20 protein-coding genes are annotated in these 15,641 nt (G+C 62.2%); 11 read left to right on the forward strand and 9 right to left on the reverse strand.

Annotation, left to right across the window (positions count from 1 at the left end; translation table 11 throughout):
* Window positions 1-25: 25 nt before the first annotated feature.
* Complete coding sequence (locus AC0L16_RS09515) at window positions 26-376, reverse strand: YciI family protein (protein WP_023797731.1); 351 nt, start codon at window positions 374-376, stop codon at window positions 26-28.
* A 927-nt stretch (window positions 377-1,303) separates the two neighbouring features.
* On the opposite strand from AC0L16_RS09515, the gene AC0L16_RS09520 reads away from it, so the two are divergent.
* A complete protein-coding gene (locus AC0L16_RS09520) occupies window positions 1,304-1,975 on the forward strand; it encodes a VOC family protein (RefSeq protein ID WP_473620385.1) in 672 nt (223 codons plus the stop codon).
* A 251-nt stretch (window positions 1,976-2,226) separates the two neighbouring features.
* Here AC0L16_RS09520 and AC0L16_RS09525 read toward each other — a convergent pair whose 3' ends face one another.
* Both AC0L16_RS09525 and AC0L16_RS09530 read right to left on the reverse strand, forming a co-directional pair.
* Entirely contained in the window at window positions 2,227-3,369 is a 1,143-nt protein-coding gene (locus tag AC0L16_RS09525; protein WP_473620559.1) for an MFS transporter, read from the reverse strand.
* A 322-nt stretch (window positions 3,370-3,691) separates the two neighbouring features.
* The gene (locus tag AC0L16_RS09530; protein WP_473620387.1) at window positions 3,692-3,871 is read right to left on the reverse strand and encodes a hypothetical protein; all 180 of its coding nucleotides are present in this window, start codon (window positions 3,869-3,871) and stop codon (window positions 3,692-3,694) included.
* On the opposite strand from AC0L16_RS09530, the gene AC0L16_RS09535 reads away from it, so the two are divergent.
* The gene (locus tag AC0L16_RS09535) at window positions 3,870-4,268 is read left to right on the forward strand and encodes a hypothetical protein (RefSeq protein WP_473620388.1); all 399 of its coding nucleotides are present in this window, start codon (window positions 3,870-3,872) and stop codon (window positions 4,266-4,268) included. The genes AC0L16_RS09530 and AC0L16_RS09535 overlap by 2 nt on opposite strands.
* Before the next feature lie 3 nt (window positions 4,269-4,271).
* Window positions 4,272-4,532, forward strand: coding sequence for a hypothetical protein (locus AC0L16_RS09540; protein WP_473620390.1), 261 nt, complete (start codon window positions 4,272-4,274; stop codon window positions 4,530-4,532).
* Here the strand turns inward: AC0L16_RS09540 and AC0L16_RS09545 are convergent.
* Window positions 4,529-5,242: an SOS response-associated peptidase gene (locus AC0L16_RS09545; protein WP_473620391.1), complete on the reverse strand. Its 714-nt coding sequence runs from the start codon at window positions 5,240-5,242 to the stop codon at window positions 4,529-4,531. The two genes, AC0L16_RS09540 and AC0L16_RS09545, sit on opposite strands and share 4 nt — an antisense overlap.
* A gap of 281 nt (window positions 5,243-5,523) precedes the next feature.
* Between AC0L16_RS09545 and AC0L16_RS09550 the strand changes: the two genes are divergently transcribed.
* From AC0L16_RS09550 to AC0L16_RS09570, 5 genes are all read left to right on the forward strand, one after another.
* Window positions 5,524-5,961 carry a hypothetical protein gene (locus AC0L16_RS09550; RefSeq protein ID WP_473620393.1) on the forward strand — a complete coding sequence of 146 codons (438 nt, stop codon included), beginning with the start codon at window positions 5,524-5,526 and terminating at the stop codon, window positions 5,959-5,961.
* A 140-nt stretch (window positions 5,962-6,101) separates the two neighbouring features.
* The gene (minC, locus tag AC0L16_RS09555) at window positions 6,102-6,899 is read left to right on the forward strand and encodes a septum site-determining protein MinC (RefSeq protein ID WP_473620395.1); all 798 of its coding nucleotides are present in this window, start codon (window positions 6,102-6,104) and stop codon (window positions 6,897-6,899) included.
* 105 nt (window positions 6,900-7,004) lie between these two features.
* The gene (gene minD / locus AC0L16_RS09560) at window positions 7,005-7,820 is read left to right on the forward strand and encodes a septum site-determining protein MinD (protein WP_023803856.1); all 816 of its coding nucleotides are present in this window, start codon (window positions 7,005-7,007) and stop codon (window positions 7,818-7,820) included.
* A complete protein-coding gene (minE, locus tag AC0L16_RS09565; RefSeq protein WP_023803855.1) occupies window positions 7,817-8,089 on the forward strand; it encodes a cell division topological specificity factor MinE in 273 nt (90 codons plus the stop codon). The genes minD and minE overlap by 4 nt, the downstream gene beginning before the upstream one ends.
* Window positions 8,090-8,339: 250 nt before the next feature.
* Window positions 8,340-8,504, forward strand: coding sequence for an exopolysaccharide production repressor protein (locus AC0L16_RS09570; protein WP_473620561.1), 165 nt, complete (start codon window positions 8,340-8,342; stop codon window positions 8,502-8,504).
* Between the two features lie 253 nt (window positions 8,505-8,757).
* Here the strand turns inward: AC0L16_RS09570 and yghU are convergent, their stop codons facing one another.
* Window positions 8,758-9,624: a glutathione-dependent disulfide-bond oxidoreductase gene (gene yghU, locus AC0L16_RS09575; protein ID WP_473620397.1), complete on the reverse strand. Its 867-nt coding sequence runs from the start codon at window positions 9,622-9,624 to the stop codon at window positions 8,758-8,760.
* 219 nt (window positions 9,625-9,843) lie between these two features.
* Here yghU and AC0L16_RS09580 point away from each other — a divergent pair, with 219 nt between their 5' ends.
* The 3 genes from AC0L16_RS09580 to AC0L16_RS09590 all read left to right on the forward strand — a co-directional run bounded on the left by AC0L16_RS09580 (window position 9,844) and on the right by AC0L16_RS09590 (window position 14,016).
* Window positions 9,844-10,746 (forward strand): S1C family serine protease, encoded by a 903-nt coding sequence (locus AC0L16_RS09580; RefSeq protein WP_473620399.1) that lies wholly within the window; start codon window positions 9,844-9,846, stop codon window positions 10,744-10,746.
* A gap of 354 nt (window positions 10,747-11,100) precedes the next feature.
* Window positions 11,101-11,700 carry a YdeI/OmpD-associated family protein gene (locus AC0L16_RS09585; protein ID WP_473620401.1) on the forward strand — a complete coding sequence of 200 codons (600 nt, stop codon included), beginning with the start codon at window positions 11,101-11,103 and terminating at the stop codon, window positions 11,698-11,700.
* Window positions 11,701-11,895: 195 nt separating this feature from the next.
* The gene (locus tag AC0L16_RS09590; protein ID WP_473620403.1) at window positions 11,896-14,016 is read left to right on the forward strand and encodes an EAL domain-containing protein; all 2,121 of its coding nucleotides are present in this window, start codon (window positions 11,896-11,898) and stop codon (window positions 14,014-14,016) included.
* Window positions 14,017-14,084: 68 nt separating this feature from the next.
* Here the strand turns inward: AC0L16_RS09590 and AC0L16_RS09595 are convergent, their stop codons facing one another.
* The 4 genes from AC0L16_RS09595 to AC0L16_RS09610 form a co-directional block, all read right to left on the reverse strand.
* Window positions 14,085-14,414 (reverse strand): GYD domain-containing protein, encoded by a 330-nt coding sequence (locus AC0L16_RS09595; RefSeq protein WP_202366865.1) that lies wholly within the window; start codon window positions 14,412-14,414, stop codon window positions 14,085-14,087.
* 137 nt (window positions 14,415-14,551) lie between these two features.
* Entirely contained in the window at window positions 14,552-14,971 is a 420-nt protein-coding gene (locus tag AC0L16_RS09600) for a helix-turn-helix domain-containing protein (RefSeq protein ID WP_473620404.1), read from the reverse strand.
* On the reverse strand, window positions 14,971-15,267 hold the full coding sequence (locus AC0L16_RS09605; RefSeq protein ID WP_473620562.1) for a type II toxin-antitoxin system HigB family toxin: 297 nt from the start codon (window positions 15,265-15,267) through the stop codon (window positions 14,971-14,973). The genes AC0L16_RS09600 and AC0L16_RS09605 overlap by 1 nt, the downstream gene beginning before the upstream one ends.
* A 138-nt stretch (window positions 15,268-15,405) precedes the next feature.
* The gene (locus AC0L16_RS09610; protein WP_473620406.1) at window positions 15,406-15,588 is read right to left on the reverse strand and encodes a DUF3606 domain-containing protein; all 183 of its coding nucleotides are present in this window, start codon (window positions 15,586-15,588) and stop codon (window positions 15,406-15,408) included.
* Window positions 15,589-15,641: the final 53 nt, after the last annotated feature.

The raw sequence follows: 15,641 nt of genomic DNA on the forward strand, positions 1-15,641 counted from the left end.
CGACGCCGTCTGCAGGAACGTCGCCTCAAGGGCCGGCAAACGCGCGGACCTCGCACGTGCCCTCCCAATCCGGCATGAAATCCTTGTGGAGCTGCATGAACTCGACCGCCGACGCCACGGCCTCTTCCTTGTTCCGGAACTCCATGATCGCGTAGCCGCCGATGACTTCCTTCGCCTCGACGAACGGACCGTCGATGACGCTGAGCTTCCCCTCGGCGATGCGCACCTGCGCGCCCATCGCGACCGGCGTGAGTCCGCCCATGTCGACCATGCGACCGGCCTTGATTTCCCGGTCGGCGAGCTTGTTCATCGCCTCGATGAGTTCCGCCGTCGGCGGTCCAGCGTGGGCGGAAGTGACGAACGACATGAAGCGCATTTGAGAACTCCTCCTGAGGCGAGCCGCGGACGTGATGGCCGCTGAACAGTCTCGCTAATTAAGTCGACGAACCAGCCCCCGGCGGATCGACACGCGCTTTGCATAAAATCACGCCCAGGCTGTAATGACGATGGGCGAGTGAACAGGTTCGATTGACCAACCCCATCCAACGCCGACAGCTCGTCCAGCGTCGTGAGTTGCGTTGCCATGTCAATTTTGACGGCTAGAAGGCTGCTTGCGCATTCTTGAGGGGCCGTGGTTCTAACTTCCGCTAAGAGGTCAACTCCCGCCGTTGGCGGGGTCAACTGAATGGCCAGTTCTGGCGCAACCGTCCGGTTCGAGTACCGGAAGGATTGACCTTAGTCGGACATTCCCGGCTCAAATTTGCTCTCGGAATCGGACCTCACCGGGAACAGCGGATTTGACCCTGAGGACGTCTCTCCGTCAGACCGAAGGGCAATTCTGGACTACTGACAACAGGACGTCGGGATCAGGACGCGTAAGGATTTGTCGGTGTCTTTTGGAACCGAAGCGACAACGAGCTTAGCTGTGCCGGTTCGTTTTAGGGAAAAAATCATATGGGTAGTGAAATATATCCAGGAAATTTCCTTTGATTTTTTGCGAGTTGATTTGCTGCAATACAATAGGAATGCTACGATACTTAGCCGCCAATATTTTTGCTGATTAGCGACCAGCCTGCCAAACGTAGGGCGCGTTTCGTCTGCCTGCCAAATCCATCTCGGGTTAGCGGGCGCGAATTCGCGTTACCGGATATGTGCACATCCAGAAGAGCATCAAGAGGTTCGGCGGCATAGTTGCGGCCCGAGCCTCAAATCCCGCTTGCGTGCATGAACAGCCACCACCGGCACCGACAGGGCGCGTGGCGTTGAAGATAACGCAACGCATCCAAAACCCAAGGAGATCGTCATGAACGATATTCAGGAGCGCGGCGAAGCCGCAATCGCGACCCCGGCAGCGCGAAGGGTCGACATCAAGCTCGAAGTCGTCGTCATCCCCGTTTCGAACGTCGATCGCGCCAAGCGATTTTATGGCGGCTTGGGTTGGAGGCTCGACGCCGACATCACAGGCGACGAATTTCATGTAATCCAGTTTACGCCGCCGGGCTCCCCGTGTTCGATAGTCTTCGGCTCAGGGGTCACACCGGGGCCCTATGCCCGGATCGAGCTCGATGTCCTTGAACACGTTGGCGAGCTCGTCGTGTCGGACATCGGGGTTGCGCGCGCCGAACTCGCCGATCGCGGTGTCGACGTGAGCGAAGTGTACCACTATGACGGCCGTGAAGGCCGTGTTAGCGGCCCGGACCCTGAGCGGCGCAGCTACACCTCGTACGCCACATTCAGCGATCCAGATGGAAACCAATGGCTGTTGCAGGAAGTCACCCAACGCTTTCCAGGGCGTGTCGACGCCGACAACATCACATTCGCCTCGTTGACCGAACTCGCAGCGGCGTTCCGGCGTGCTTCGGAAGCCCATGGCGAGCACGAGAAGCGGACAGGCGGCCAGCGTGATGAGAATTGGCCGGACTGGTACGCTGCGTACATGGTAGCGGAGCAGGCGGGCAAGGAGCTGCCGCTATAAGGATTGGCTTGCGACGTCATTTGCAGCCGCTCGATCGTGTCGAGTTGAGCGACTGCTCATGCTGCGGAGTTGCCGACCGATAACCGACAACGGATCAACATCGCTTAAGATGCGGTGCGGAACTGAAAAGCTCGCTTCGGTCCGAGGCGACATTTCGCGCAGCGACAGCCGGAAGTGATCGACAACCTTTCCAACGTTTTCCTTCGCGATTGACCCATCCTGGTCAAACACCCCAAACCGGTGCGGCTGCATCACCGTTCCTCCGGCGGCTTGAGGTGCCGAAACTGCATCAGCAGCAGCAGATCGTAAGCGATCTTCAGTGCACCGCAGATGAGGAGGGGCCAAGCCCGGAACGAGGCAGCGAACAGAGCGCCTGCCAGCGCGGGACTGGCTGCGGCGGCCAGGCTGCGCGGGACCGATGTGAAGCTCGCGGCCGCCGCCCGCTCCGCTTCCGTGACAACGGCCATGACGTAAGATGAGCGCGTCGGGACGTCCATCTGCGAAAGCGCAGCGCGGACCAGCAGCAGGGCCAGTGTCAGAGGTAGCGTCGGCGCAAGCGCCGCCAGCATCAGGGCGATGCTGGAAGGAATATGTGTGAACACCATCGTGTTGATGAGTCCGATGTGCCGAGACAGCCAAGCTGCAACGGGGAATGAGAACGCCGAAAGTAGGCCCGACCAAAAGAAGAAAAAGCCCGCTTCCGAGAGCGACAGGTCGAATTTTTCGAAAAGCCATAGAGCAAGCAGCGACTGGACGACAAAGCCGCCGGCGAAAGCATCAAGGCTAAAAAGTGCCGCAAGCTTGAAAACAATATTGCGCGAGGGCCCGAGCGCGGACGCGGTGCCGGCGTCCGACGTCGGACGACGCCGCGGGATCCGCGCATAAAGGAGGCCCCCGAACAGGCCGAGCAATGCATAGAGCACGAACATCGCCTTGATACCGGTGAGTTGGTCGAGGCCGACTGGAGCCAGAAGATCAGGGGTTGCCGAAGCGAGCGCGCCAACGGCGCCTGCGAGCGCACCCACAAGGCTGTAACGCGCGAACATCTTGGTCCGCGCGGCGTCAGTGACCTCACGTGTGAGCGCGGCATGCTCCAAGGGCACGAAGACGCTGACGCTGCCGGCCGATGGGTTGATTGTGCCTGCGAACGCGATCACCAAAAGCAGCGCGTAGTCGTGGACCACAGCAAAGGCCGCACCCGTGGCGACCATCAGACTTGCGGCGGCAAGCAGGAGTTGGCGGTGATCGTACCGGGCGCCAAGGAGTCCGAAACCGATGGTCAAGAGCGCGGAACCGAGAAGCGACGCGGTCGCGATGACGCCGACCTGCAGAGGTGCAAAGCCTAATGCGAGGAGATAGACCGGCAACAGAACGGCCACGAACCCGTCCCCCATATCTCGCAAGGCTCGAGCCGCAAAAAGGAAAGTCGCCGGGTGGATCCGCTGCACTGATCTAGCCTGCCCTCATCACCTGCGTCGGCACCACGGGCTTGGGGCAGCGTCGATCGACAGGGCTGGGAGATCATGACGGAGTCGCGTTAGACATTCCAGCGAGGCGAAGACTATGCCGTTCGGGAAGTGAGTCAGAATTCCCCGTGGTCTTGCTTTTGGTAATGTCCAGGAAGGGGCGCATTGCCGCCCGCCAGCCTTGGGGCGCTAAGCCGACCTTCGAACGGCACGATTGAACACGCGTCCTGCTGCCGTCATCTCTGGGAGCTTAGCGCGTCGCTCGGCGTGGTGACGACAGGGCATCAAGCCGTTCCTGCAAATGCCCGTTCAGCACGATCATTTCCTTCAGTGCCTTCACCGCGTCGCCCTTGTGCTGGGCAATGAACTTGTCGGCCACCGCCTGAAGCGCGGCCTCCTGGCGGCTGTCCAGCGTCACGATGTTGTCCATGGCGATGCCTCCAGCCGTTTCTGTTCAAATTGTACAAAACGGGAACAAAAATGTCAAGCGTGAATTGACTCGGCGAGGAATGCCTTCCTATTTGTCGGTAGGTGGGGCGGTTGCTCACAAATTCAGGAGAGCCGCGATGGGCAGACGAAAAAGCCGGTTCAACAGGCTGTCGGCGAGGCATGCCGAGGCGATCATCAGCGATGCTCTCAGCCTGCGCAAGACGGTGCTTGCGTCGCAACTGCATCTGAAGGCGCATGGCGAGCTGTTTTGGCAGCTTTGCGGGCTTGTCGAAAAACTGCATGCGGTGATGGCCAGCGTAGCGGAGAAGGAGCCCGATTTTCGGATGCCGGATCTTGGCCTGCTTCCGCTTCCCGAGGACTATTTGACTCGGAAATGAGCCATGGCCGGGCCGATGGACAGCGTTGGACGTGCCGCGAAGGCCAATATGCTGATCATCGTCGAGTGCGGCCACTGCTACCATGTCGGCCGTTTTCGGGCCAACGACGTGGCCAAGGTGGTGGGCTGGAACAAGCCGCTGGAAGCCATCCGGTTCAGGTGCAAGCGATGCAGTCGCAAGGACACCACCGTTCGCACTCAGTTCGTCGACCAGGACCATCCGCCGAAGGGCTACATCTGGGTGCTGCAAAAATTCAAGCTTTAGAACAGCGAACCCTGGAGCGGCGCCTGTGGCGCCTGCGGCGGAAATTTTATCTGCGTCGCCGGCTTGTCGACGATCACCAGCGCGTCGTCGGGTGCCGTGCGCTGCAGGTGGCTGGCCTGCGACCACGGCGCGCTCAGCCAGGTCTCGGTTTCCTCCTGCGTCGTCAGGATGACGGGCATCGCCTTCTCGTGGATCGGCGCGATCAGGGCGTTTGGCCTAGTGGTCAGAAAACCATAGAGCTCGAACTCGCCGGGGCCGTCCTTGACCTTGCGCACGCCTTGCCAGCGCGTCCACAGGCCGGCGAAGAAGAACAGCGGCCGCTCCTCGTTCAGCGCGAACCAGTAGTTTTTCTGAATACCGGTATCCGGGTCCTTGTCGCCCGGCATCGGGCTCGGTTCGGCAAAACTGGTGAGCGGCACCACGCAGCGGTTCTTGACGCCGAGATATTGCTGCCAGTGGCCATATTGCGGGTTGCGGATGTTGGTGGTGCCGTAGTCGGCCTTGCCCTTTACGCGCTCGATCGGCGTCGGCATGCCCCACAGCAGGTTGACCAGTTCCCGCTCACCGTCCGGCGCATTGCGCACCACCGGGCCGGGCTGGTTGGGGTAGATGTCGATGGAGGGCTCGAGATTGCCGAGACTGTCGCGCAAGGCGCGGGTCCACTGGCGGATCGCCTCCTGGCTGGTGGTGATGTTGTAGAGATTGCACATGTCGAGCCCCAGGGATGTTCAGGCATCTTGTGGGAAAGGGCAGGTAATTTCCAGCTCTTGTCCGGCTGGCTGCTGACACTACCCCAGCCACCACCACAGCGCCGCGATCACCGCCGCCAGCCCGGCGATCGACCGCGGCAGAAGGATACTGCCGCGCGCAGCGCGGCGAACCGCGGGCTCCGCTTACGCAACGCACGGCGCTCGCGCGCGTTCTACCCATTAGGAGGAGCATGGCGATGTGACAGCGGGTCTCATGCGCCCACAATCGGAGGCAAACCACGATGTCCAAGTTTAGAGATGCCCTTGACCGCGGCAAGGAAGCCCGCCGTGAGCAAGACGGGAAGGTCGGCAATGAGAAGGCCGAAGGGGTGGACTTCGGCGCGCAAGCAAGGGCCTGGCTAAACGACGTCGTGGTCGCGTCGCTGGAAACGGCCAGGGCTGACGTAGCAGGCGAGGTGGCCGTCGAGATGGACACCGCACCACGCCGCCAAACCAAAGCATCAACCCCATCTATTCGGTTCAGGATCTACAGGAAGCGGGGAACGGAAAAGGAGGTGGTCGGAAGGACGTTCACGGTCAACGTTCAGCTGAGTGGACAAGTGTCGGTCTCTTCGCCCGGGACAGTGGCGAGAGAAGTGGGAAACATCGGGGATAGGGCTGACGAGCGGTTCTCTACCTTGCTGGCGGAACTGATCGAGGACGCAGCGAAGGGCATTTAGCCAGCAAGGTGTCGAGGAAGGGCAGGCAATTTCCAGCGAGCCCGTCAGTAACAGCTTTCCGGATGCGCAAACACCCGTCCGTTAACCTTTCGTTAACCATGGCTGGCTAGCGTTTACCTATCAGTAAGGAATCGCTGTCCGTGACCTTCGCCGCCCCCGTCGAGACCAAATCCATTCGCTTTCGCGCCCGCTCCTTCGTCGCCTTCACCCTCACCCCGGAGACGCCGCTTTCGGAGTGGCTGGAAAGCCTCGATCGCTGGATCGGCAATTCTCCCGGCTATTTTGCCGGCCGCCCGGTGGTGCTCAACCTCAACACGTTGAAGCCCGCGGTCAGCCAGATCGAAGCGCTGGTTGCCGAGCTTGGCCTGCGCGGCATCCGCATCTATGCCATCGAGCTCGACGGCAACACGGTGCTTGAGCCCAGTCTGCCGCCTGTGCTGATCGGCGCCAAGGAGGCCACAGCCGGGCTGCTCATGCAGGCCGAGCAAAAGGCCGCCGGCAGGCCGGAAGAGGCGGGCAGGGCGGAAGCAGGCAGGGCGGAACCGGGCAAGCAGCCGGAAGACAGGCAGTCGGAAGAGAGGCAGCCGGAAGACAGGGTGCCGGACGCGCCGGCCACGCTGATGGTCAAGTCGCCGATCCGCTCGGGCCAGTCGATCTTCCACGCGCATGGCGATGTCATCGTGCTGGGCTCGGTCGCCTCCGGGTCCGAGATCGTCGCCGCCGGCTCGATCCATGTCTACGGCACGCTGCGCGGGCGGGCGTCGGCGGGTGTGCTCGGCCATTCGGCGGCGCGCATCTTCTGCCGCAAAAACGAGGCCGAGCTGCTGTCGGTCGACGGCTGGTATTGCACCGCCGAGGAGATGGAGCCGGCCTTGCGCGGAAAAGCGGTGCAGGCGTTTCTTGAAAAAGACACGCTGCGCATCGCGCCGTTCAGCTAATGCAGTCGCCCGAAATTACGCAGATGTTTTGGATTAAAAACAAAGACTTAAGCGCATCGCATAAATCAAACGCTTAACAATATCAACAACAATAAGGAGGGATAGATGGGCAAAGTTGTGGTGGTCACCTCGGGCAAGGGGGGCGTCGGCAAGACGACCTCGACGGCCGCCCTTGGCGCCGCCGTCGCGAGAACCGGCAAGAGGGTGGCGCTGGTCGACTTCGACGTGGGTTTGAGGAATCTCGACCTGATCATGGGCGCCGAGCGGCGGGTGGTGTTCGACCTAGTCAACGTCATCCAGGGAACGGCCAAGCTGTCGCAGGCGCTGATCCGCGACAAGCGGGTCGAGACGCTGTTCCTGCTGCCGGCCTCGCAGACGCGCGACAAGGATGCGCTGACCGAGGAGGGCGTCGGCGAGGTGATCGAAAAGCTGAGCTCGGTGTTCGACTACGTCTTCTGCGACAGCCCGGCCGGCATCGAGCGCGGCGCGCAGCTTGCCATGCGCTTTGCCGACGAGGCGGTCATCGTCACCAACCCGGAAGTCAGTTCGGTGCGCGATTCCGATCGCATCATCGGCCTGCTCGACGCCAGGACCGTCAAGGCCGAGCGGGGCGAGCAGATCGCCAAGCATGTGCTGGTGACGCGGTATGATGCGGCGCGCGCGGCGCGCGGCGAAATGCTCTCGATCGACGACGTGCTCGAGATCCTGTCGACGCCGCTGCTGGGCATCATTCCCGAGAGCCAGGACGTGCTCAAGGCCTCCAACCTCGGTTCACCGGTAACACTCAGCGATCCGACCAACTCCGCCGCCCGCGCCTATATCGAGGCGGCCAAACGGCTCGAGGGCGAGGACCTGCCGGTCGTCGTGCCGTTCGAGCGCAAGGGCTTTCTTGATCGGCTTTTTGGAAGGAGGGCAGCATGAGCCTGTTAGACCTCTTCAAGCGGCGCGGCAGCGCGCCGGTGGCGCGCGAGCGGCTGCAGGTGCTGCTCGCCTATGAGCGCCGCAACCGCAGCCAGCCCGATCTCGTCTCGGTGCTGCGCGAGGAGATCATGGCCGTCATCGCCAGGCACGTCCAGATCGACCAGGATTATCTGCAGGTCTCGATGGATCGCGGCGAGACGATGTCGACGCTGGAGATCGACATCCAGATCCCCAACAAGAGCGCAAGGCCGCTGGCCATGTCGGCCTGAGCGTTGCGCCTGTAGTAGCTTTTGACGCCGGCAGGACAGAGGTGCCGCTGTCCCGCCGACATCTTCTTATTTTTTGCAACCATAGGTTGCGCTAAACATACGCACACTTCCCATCCATTTGCCACTTGCGCAACCATCCAAAGGGTGAAAACGTTGGTTTGGGGTAAATGGGCAAGGGTGGTCGTCGCGGCTGTTAGAAGCTCCGGGGCGACCGTGAAAAGCGATGAATTTTCCACAGTTCCTGGTGGGGATGACCGCCGCGTCATTCGTCGTGGCGCTCTCGACTTTTTTGGCAACGGGTTCAATCTGGAAGGTGCTGGGCTGGACGGTCCTTACCTTGATCGTTCTGCAGGTTGGATATTTTTTGTCCGTCGTCCGGCTGATCTATAGGGCCGAACGAAAGACACACAGGTGACCGCGACCCCCGAGTACCGGACCGTCGAGACGGCATGCGGTTTTGAGATTCAGGTCGGCCAGCACAAATATAAACATGCCTAGACCATAATGTTAATCAGATAGATAGTATGGTCTAAGCCGCTTGAAAGCGGACATGTTCGGTTCTGGGAATGTGCATTGGACGTTCCGTTACTTTAGTCAACCAGTATATATGTCCGAGTGCATATGTGATACTGCGCAGCGCGTCATCCGCTCCAGCTCCGTCGCCCGGATCACTCCGCCGCCAGCTTGTCCTGCGTCCTGGTGTCGAAATCGCTTGCGTCGTGGCGCTCATGCAGTTGCATCGCCGGCTCGCCGAAGGCGCGGTTGACCATGCGGCCGCGCTGCACCGCCGGCCGTGCGTCGATCGCGTCGGCCCAGCGCTGCACGTGCTTGTATTCCTGCACCGACAGGAACTCGCCGGCGTCGCTGTACATGCGGCCCTTGGCCAGCCCGCCATACCAGGGCCACACGGCGATATCGGCAATCGTGTAGGCGTCGCCGCCGAGATATTCGCTTACCGCCAGCCGCCGGTCGAGCACATCCATCTGGCGCTTCACCTCCATGGCGAAGCGGTCGATGGCATATTCGAACTTTTCCGGTGCATAGGCGTAGAAATGGCCGAAGCCGCCGCCGAGATAGGGCGCCGAGCCCATTTGCCAAAACAGCCACGACAGGGTTTCTGCACGCGCCGGCTGCTCGGTCGGCAGGAACTCGCCGAATTTCTCGGCCAGATGCAGCAGGATCGAGCCGGATTCGAAGACGCGGATCGGCTTTGGCCCGCTGCGGTCCATCAGCGCCGGGATCTTGGAGTTGGGGTTGACCTCGACGAAGCCGCTGCCGAACTGGTCGCCGTCGTTGATCCTGATCAGCCAGGCGTCATATTCGGCGCCTTTGTGGCCGCGCGCCAACAACTCCTCCAGCATGATCGTCACCTTCACGCCGTTTGGTGTCGCCTGCGAGTAAAGCTGCAGCGGATGCTTGCCGACCGGCAACTCCTTGTCATGCGTCGGGCCGGCGATCGGCCGGTTGATGCTGGCGAAGGCGCCGCCATTTTCCTTGTTCCAGGTCCATACTTTCGGCGGTGTGTATTGGTTCATCTCGGGAAGCCTTTGAGGTGAGCGGGGAGGGTCTCGGGGAGGATCAGCTTGCATGGATACAAATAGTGCGGGCTGCGGGAAGTTCAACTTGTGTTGAACTATTGTCGATGCCGGTCTGCCTGCGCGATTGTCCGGCCCTTGCGCCTCGTCACGTGCGCCATAGCTATAGGAAAGATCGGGCCTCTGACGCCCGTCGTGACTATGGCCAGGATTGAAAGCATGACCATCGATACGATTTTGCGGTCCATCGTGACGGTGCGCGCCTCGATCCCGGATGATGCCTTCACCGCGAATGCGCTGGGCACCAGCCGGGAAGGCAGCGGCGTGGTCATTCGCGACAACGGCCTGGTGCTCACCATCGGCTACCTCATCACCGAGGCGGAAGAAGTCTGGCTGACCGACCACAACGGGCGCGTGGTTCCCGCGCACGCGCTCGCCTACGATCAGGAAACGGGCTTCGGCCTGGTGCAGGCGCTGGCGCCGCTCGGCCTGCCCGCGGTGGCTTTCGGCGACGCGGCCAGGGCGATGGCCGGCGACCCCGTGGTGCTCGCCGACGGCATTGGCCAGGCGGTCAGCGCGCACATCGTCACCAAGCAGGAATTCGCCGGCTATTGGGAGTATCTGCTGGACGAAGCGATCTTCACCGCGCCCGCTCACCCGTCATGGGGAGGTGCGGCACTCATCGGGCAGGATGGCAGGCTGCTCGGCATCGGTTCGCTGCGCCTGCAGATGAGCCGCGCCGGCGAGATCGCCGATATCAACATGGTGGTGCCGATCAACCTTCTGCCGCCTATTCTCGACGATCTCTTGACACGCGGCCAGGTTGCCAGGCCACCGCGCCCGTGGCTCGGCGCCTTCTCCGCCGAAAGCAATGGCGAGGTTGTGGTGATGAGCGTCGCCGAAGGCAGCCCCGCCGCCGAAGCCGGCTTGCGCCGGGGCGACATCATCTCGGATGTGCGCGACGGCGAAGTCGACGGGCTCGCCGATTTCTACCGCAAGCTGTGGCAGAATCCGGCGGGGGCGGAGATTCCGTTGCGGGTTGTGCGCGACGGCCGCGAAACCTGGCTGCGCGTCAAATCGGCCGACCGCAACAGCTTTCTCAGGAAACCGCAGCTGCAGTAAGGCCCCCCCTTCTCGGCCCTTCTCGGGCGGGGACAGCGACGCTGCCAATCCCCCCTTGTGGGGGAGATGCCCGGCAGGGCAGAGGGGGGCGCTGTCCCGCCGGCCTTCAATCCTTTGCAACTGCACCTCATGTCAATTCTCGGTTGGTCATGAGGTAACGAGACGATGGCGATCCTTCGCGCCCCCCCTCTGTCCTGCCCTTTTTGCCAAAACTTGGCATCTGCCCCTCAAGGGGGAGATCGGCAGCTTCGCTGTCCCGCCAGCCTTGCAACGAGGTTGCCGTTGCTCCATTCGATCGGAGCTAGGCAGCGATGAGGAGGAAACGATAATGACCGCAAAAAGCGAAACCCGCTGATGGCGCCGGTCAAGGTCGACCCCGCCAAGGTCCGCGAATTCAGCGACGCCGAAAGCTTCTACAGCTGGCTCGGCAAGCATCACGACACCGAGACAGAAATCTGGATCAAGATCCATAAGGTCGGTTCGGGACTGCCTTCGATCACGCCCAAGGAGACCATCGACGTCGTGCTGTGCTGGGGCTGGATCGATGCCGTGCGCAAGGGTCTCGACGACAAGAGCTATTTGCAGCGCTACACGCCGCGCGGCAGGAATAGCACCTGGAGCCAGATCAACGTCGACAACGTCGCCCGGCTGATCGAGGCGGGCCGGATGACCGAGCATGGGTTGAAACAGGTCGAGGCAGCCAAGGCCGACGGCCGCTGGGCGCGTGCCTATGCAAGCGGCAAGGACATGAAAATCCCCGAGGATCTGCAGGCCGCAATAGACGCCGAGCCCAAGGCCAAGGCGATGCTGGCAAGGCTCAGCGCGCAGAACCGCTTCGCGCTCGCCTTCCGCATCCACAACATGAAGACCGAGGCTGGGCGCAAGAAGAAGATCGCCGCCTTCATCGAGATGCTGAAGCACGGTGAGACAATCTACCCGCAAGGGAAAAAATGAGAGCTGGCGCCGTCGCGGCTGTGGCTGCTGTTGCCGCAAAGTTCGCCCCTCGGGGTGTCAGGGTGAGAGAAATTGGCCGTCCACCCCGGCCGCTGCGCAGTAACGGTTTCTTCTTTGCTTTTGCCGCACAATGGCCGCGACAAGGCGGGGCCGCGACGAGGCGGGGGCCGCGACGAGGCGGGCGAAGTCCAGGACATGGCTGACAAGAAGGATCGCAACGGAGAGTTCTGGGAGCTGGCACTCGAACGCGCGCATCTTGGCGTCTGGGACTGGGATCTCAGGAGGAGCGGCGACTGTTTCTACTCGGCGATGTGGTTGCAAATGCTCGGATATGGCGAGGGCGAGCTTGCCGAGACAAGCGATCTCTGGTTGCAACTGACGCATCCCGACGATCGCGAGCGGGCGGTGGCCAGCGGCGAACGCCACATTGCCGGCCTGACCGATTCGATCGAGACCGAGCTCAGGCTGAAGCACAAATCCGGTCACTGGGTATGGGTTCTCGATCGCGGCGGAGTGGTCGAACGCGACGCCGAAGGCCGGCCGGTCAGACTGATGGGCGTCCAGACCGACATCACCAAGCAGAAGCAAGCGGAAGCAGAGCTCGAACAGGTCAACGTCCGCTTTCGCCTGGCATTGGCGGCCAGCGGCACCGGCATCTGGCACCACGATCTCGCCGCAGGCAAAAGCTACTGGGACCAGCGCACGCGGGACATCTTCGGGCTTGTCGCCGACACCGACGAAGTGTCGCAAGACCTCTGGCACAGTTTTCTGCATCCGGACGACCGGGCCGACGCCGAGCGGGCCCACCTGGCGCCGCTGCAAACCCAAAAGGTCGTCGCCGCGCAATACCGCATCATCAAGCGGGACGGCGAAATCCGACATGTCGAATCGCTGATACGGTTCGCCGACGCCCAGTCGTCGGGCCAGATCCTGGGCACGGTGCGTGACATCACCGAGGCGAAGCAACGCGAGCAGGAGCTTGCCCATGCGGCCCGCCATGACGCGCTGACCGGCCTTTTGAACCGCGCCGCTTTCGACCGGCTGCTGGCCGAGCACATCGCAACGGCGCGCCGGCTCGCGGTGTTCTACGTCGATCTCGACTACTTCAAGGCACTGAACGACTTCGCCGGCCACGCCGCCGGCGACCTTGCCCTGAAGCGCGTCGCCGAGCGCATCTTGAACTGTCTGCCGCCGTCGGTGCATGCTGCGCGCCTCGGCGGCGACGAGTTCGCGCTGCTGGTGCCTGATTGCGACGCAGCGCAAGCCGAGCGTCTCGCCGGCGCCGTTCTCGCCGCGGTTCGCGACGCCGACCTCGGCTCGACGGTGACGTCGCGCAAGCTTGCGGCCAGCATCGGCATCGCCTTTGTCGCCGATGCGAATACCGCGGTGGCCGACGCGCTCGCCTGCGCCGACGACGCCTGCTACGCGGCCAAGGCCGCCGGGCGCAATCGCTTCGCTGTGTTCTCGCCCGAGACGACGTCAGGGTCCGGCGGTCTCAATGCGGCGCGGCTGGCGGCCGACACCGTCGACGCCATGGCGGACGGAAGGCTGAAACTGTTCGGCCAGGAAATCCACCAGCTCGGCAAACCCTGGCAAGAAAGCCGCCATGTCGAGGTCCTGGCGCGGCTCGCTGGCCGCAACGGGCGGCTGATCCCGCCGGGCGAGTTCATCCCGGCGGCGGAGCGGTTCGGTGTCGCCTCGCGGCTCGACCGCTGGATCATCAGGACGGCGCTATCGCTTCATGGTCCGGCGCTGAAGTCAGGGGCGCTGACGCTCGGCTTCAACCTGTCGGCGCAGACGCTGAGCGATCCGCAGCTTTGGGATTTCGTCGACGCCGTCATCGCTGAGACCGGGGCGCCGCATTCCGGTATCGGCTTCGAGATCACCGAAACCGCCGCGGTCACCAATTTCGCAGCTGCCGAACAGTTCGTCGGCAAAGCGCGCGAGCGGCGCTGCCGCGTCAGCCTCGACGATTTCGGGGCGGGCATGAGCTCGTTCGAATATCTCCGGCGCTTTCCCGTCGATACGATCAAGATCGACGGTGCGTTCATCGAGCATATTGCCGATAGCCGCTTCGACCGCGAAATCGTCTTGGCGATATCCGGCATCGCCAGGAGCCTCGGCTGCTCCGTGGTGGCGGAGAAGATCGAAGCGCAGGATGCGCTCGACATCCTCGCGGATATGGGCATTGCCTTCGGCCAGGGATTTCTGCTGCACCGGCCGGAGCCGCTGCAAGCGATCGTGGCGCGGGCGTGCGCGACCCGGGTGAGCGCGACACGGGCGAGCGCGCAGGCACCAGCCGGACGGCGAGCCTAGCCCGAATCTCTACGGGCTAGGCGGGCGAAAAGTCCGCAAACCGTTCCGGCGCCTTGATGCGCGACTGGTCAGGGCTTTCCCGGCGGGCGATAGCGGACCGACTTCGCCTTGCCAAGGGCTTGCATCGTCTCTTCGACGCTCAGGAGAACGGTGGTCTCGTACGAGCTGAGCGCTCCTCCCGCACCAATGGCGAGCATGACAGATGCCATCGAAACGTTGTCGGGCGCCTCCCACAGGTTCCAGCCATCGTGCTCTCCAAAGCCGTACCAGAACCCGTGCAGCTTTCCGCCCACCGACTCGATGTAGGTGCGGGCTGCCTCGCGTCTATCCTCGGGGTTTTCGATCAGGCGCGCCCAAGTCTCGGGCGTATAGCTGAATCGTGAGAGATACATGGGCATGGTTCGCCTCCAGAGCCGCCGATCCCCCAGCGGCTCGGCGTCGAGGGGATCGAGGGAGGGGCTGGCGCCGAGCCTGACCGGCTTGGTTAGTTCACCGGCTGACAAAATATGCGCTCAAGCTAATGTAAGAGCAACTCCTATCCTGCAGCCGCGCGAACCCGGCGCCGTTCGGCCTTCTCATCACCTGAAAGGTGGTAAGGCTGGATAAGCACTTCCGCTGGAATGTGCCAATTCTTGTGGATCTGGTGCACCATATCGATCGTCAGCAAGCGCTTTCTATTCAAGATTTCCGAGGCCCGCGAAGCCGAGCCGATGACTTCGGCAAGGGCCACTTGCTTCAGGCCAGCCATTTCCATGTAAGCGCGAATGGCCGTGACAGGGTCCGGCGCCTCGATCGGATAATGCCTGGCCTCATAGGCTTCGATGAGATCGGCGAGCACATCGAAACGGTCGCCGTCGGCGGAACCGACCTCGGGCTCGTTGTCGAAATACCGGGTGATCTCAGCGATAGCCCAGTCATAGTCGGCTTCGGTTTTGAGGGGGCGAATGTTTTTCATCAAACTGTTTCCGCATCTATCTTGTCGTATTCGGCATGGGTGCCGACGAATTTGATCAGCACCCGCTTGTATGTGTAGCTGACATGAACGATGACCCGGTATTTATTGCCGGCGATGTCGAAAATCGCGCGGTTGTCCCTAACGAAGTCCACGTTCGCACCAAACTGAGTCTTGATGTCAGCGGAGGTTTTCCAGTCGACCTTGTCGATCGCCAGATACCAGGCGGTCAGCGGTCCCTTCGCCTGCGGGTGCCTGGTCCAGAAGGCAACAAGGGTCTTTTTGCTGACGATCTGCACGCCTTGATATAGCAAGTTCCCAAAACGGGAACAAGAGGCAATTCCCAAAATGGGAAATTTCGGGCATCCGGCAGAACCGGCCGGAAAACAGGCGGGCATGGTCAAGCCGCGGTCCGGGTCGCCGCCGCCGGATGCGGATCAGGCGTTGCGGCTCGCCATATGTGCGTCGAGCTTCTTTCTCGAAGGCCCGTACCGCTTGATGATGGTCGCGGCCTCGCTCGGCGGCAGGCCGTATTTTTTCGCAAACGCCGCTACGTCGTAAGGCTCCTCGCCGGCGGCCGGTTTGCGATCCTGCTTGCTCCTGGATTTGTCGTCGGCCATGTCGTCCTCCGTCATATCTGGTGGTTATAGGGTTGCCTGGTCCGCCCGACCAT

It is taken from the genome of Mesorhizobium sp. WSM4848 (genome assembly GCF_055811375.1).